The sequence below is a fragment of the Kitasatospora sp. MY 5-36 genome, from assembly GCF_001182915.1.
GTDB lineage: Bacteria > Actinomycetota > Actinomycetes > Streptomycetales > Streptomycetaceae > Kitasatospora.
The window spans coordinates 1-2,357 of sequence record NZ_LFVW01001027.1 but is presented as its reverse complement, the minus strand read 5'-3'; the positions used below and the strand labels follow the sequence as shown (position 1 = coordinate 2,357).

2 protein-coding genes are annotated in these 2,357 nt (G+C 76.4%); one reads left to right on the top strand and one right to left on the bottom strand.

Going from position 1 to position 2,357, the window contains the following annotated elements; genetic code table 11:
• A partial coding sequence (locus AE652_RS39700) for an FHA domain-containing protein (RefSeq protein ID WP_049660494.1) occupies window positions 1–645 on the bottom strand: 645 nt, incomplete at its 3' end.
• A gap of 380 nt (window positions 646–1,025) precedes the next feature.
• On the opposite strand from AE652_RS39700, the gene AE652_RS39695 reads away from it, so the two are divergent.
• Window positions 1,026–2,357 (top strand): serine/threonine-protein kinase (locus AE652_RS39695; RefSeq protein ID WP_049660493.1); only part of this gene is annotated, 1,332 nt, incomplete at its 3' end.

Here is a 2,357-nt window from a genome sequence, read left to right as displayed (position 1 = left end):
GGCGGCGCGGACGGCTCCGGCGGCCTCGGCCGGGTCGGGGGCGGTCACCTGGAGGGTGGACTCGCCGATCCGCAGCACGGCGCCGGGCTCCAGCGGGACGGCGGCCTCCGGCGGGACGGGCGGGACGAGCCGGCCGTCCAGGGCGGTGCCGTTGGTGGAGCCGAGGTCGCGTACGGAGATCCGGCCGTCCTCGGCGAGGTGCAGGGAGAGGTGCAGCCGGGAGACGTCCGGGTCGTCGAGCGGGACGTCGGCCTCGGCGGAGCGGCCGATCCGGATCTCCCGGCCGTGCAGCCGGTGCACGCCGCCGGCGTCGGGGCCGCCGACCACCCGCAGTTCGGCGGCGGCGGGGGCGTCGTCGGGGTCGTCGGCGGTCGGGTCGGGCTCGTTCAGGCTGAGGACGGCGCCGTCGAGCAGCGGGGGGTGGCCGAGCAGGGTGTGCTCGTCGACCCGGTGCGCCCCGGCGTACAGGTGTACGTGGGTGGCGGCCCGCGGCCCGCGCACGCCCACGGCACCCGCGAGCGCGCCCGCGATGGCGCCGAGTGCGGTGCCGACGGGCGCGGTCACCAGCACGTCCACGTAGGGAATGGCGGAGCCGGCGGCGGACGGGCCGCTGCGCGGTCGGAGGACGGTCAGCCGGATCTGCATCTCGCCCGCGGGTCCCTTCTGCTGATGTGAAGCCTGGTGCCGCTGCCCGGTGCCAAGGGCACCGTTGGGCCACACGAGTGGCGAGTGTCCATCCTGCCATCCGTCGTGGACGGTCCGCGCACCGTACCGGATTTGACGATCTTGCGATCGTGGCCGTGGCGGGGGCGACGGGGAGTCAGGTTTGCCGCCCCCTCGCAGCGTCCCGGGGACCTTCCCTAGGGGATCTCCCCCAACCCTTCCCCAGACCGTGCGGATGGCCTACCGACCACCTCAAAAACCCGTACGGTCACCGTTAGAGTGGCCGCAGACACGGGCCCGGCAGGCTCACCGCACCGGCGGAGGAGCGCCCCGCGCGGGCGGCACGGCGAGGAGTGCGACAGGTGCGGCCAGTCGGCAGCAAGTATCTGCTGGATGAGACCCTCGGGCGGGGTGCGACCGGCACCGTCTGGCGCGGCGTGGTGCGCGAGGACGTCCAGGTGCCGGGCTGCCCGCCCGGGCAGCGGGTGGCGATCAAGGTGCTGCGCGAGGAGCTGGCCGCCGACCCCGACGTGGTGATGCGCTTCCTGCGCGAGCGCTCCCTGCTGCTGCGGCTGACCCACCCCAACATCGTCCGGGTCCGCGACCTGGTCGTCGAGGGCGAGCTGCTGGCCCTGGTGATGGACCTGGTGGACGGCCCCGACCTGGCCCGCTACCTGCGCGCCAACGGCCCGTTCAGCCCGATCGCCGGCGCCCTGCTGATGGCCCAGGTCGCGGACGCGCTGGCGGCCAGCCACGCGGACGGGATCGTCCACCGCGACCTCAAGCCGGCCAACGTGATGCTCGCCTCCACCGTGGTGGACGGCGTCGAGCGGATGCACCCGCTGCTGACCGACTTCGGCATCGCCCGGCTCGCCGACTCCCCGGGCGTCACCCGCACCCACGAGTTCGTCGGCACCCCCGCCTACGTCGCGCCGGAGTCCGCCGAGGGCCGTCCGCAGACCTCCGCGGTGGACGTGTACGGCGCCGGGATCATGCTGTACGAGCTGGTCACCGGCCGCCAGCCGTTCCAGGGCGACAGCGCCCTCGCCGTGCTCCAGGCCCACCTGGCCCAGGAGCCGCAGCGGCCCAGCACCATGCCCGAGCCGCTCTGGACGGTGATCGAGCGCTGCCTGCGCAAGGACCCGGCCCAGCGGCCCGGTGCCACCTCGCTGGCGCACGCGCTGCGGGTGGTCGCGGCCGGGGTCGGCGTGCACGCCTCCCCGGCGGCGGTGGACGAGGCGCTGGCGGTCGGCGCCCTGCTGCTGCCGGACCCGCAGCCGACGGCCGTCCCCGGCAGCATGCCGCCGCTGCCGCCCGTGACGGTGCCGGGCGCCCTGGCCCCGGGCTTCATGGTCCCCGGTACGGCCCCCGGTGCCGAGGACCACACCCAGGTGCTGCCGCCGACCAGCGGGCAGTACGACCCGGCCGCGGCGACCGCGGTGATGGGCACCCAGCCGCCGCCCCCGCAGGGCGCCCCGGACCGCACCCGGGTGATGCCGCCCGCCGCCGTGCCGCCGCCCCCGCCCGCCGGGCCGCCGCAGGAGGAGGCGCCGCACCCGTGGCAGACCCAGCTGCGCGCGGCGCGGGACCGCAACCAGCAGACCCAGGTCGGCTACTTCGGCCCGGAGGACTACGAGGACCTCCCGCAGCCGCAGGTCGCCCCGCAGCCCTACCAGGCCGGGCAGGGGGGCCCG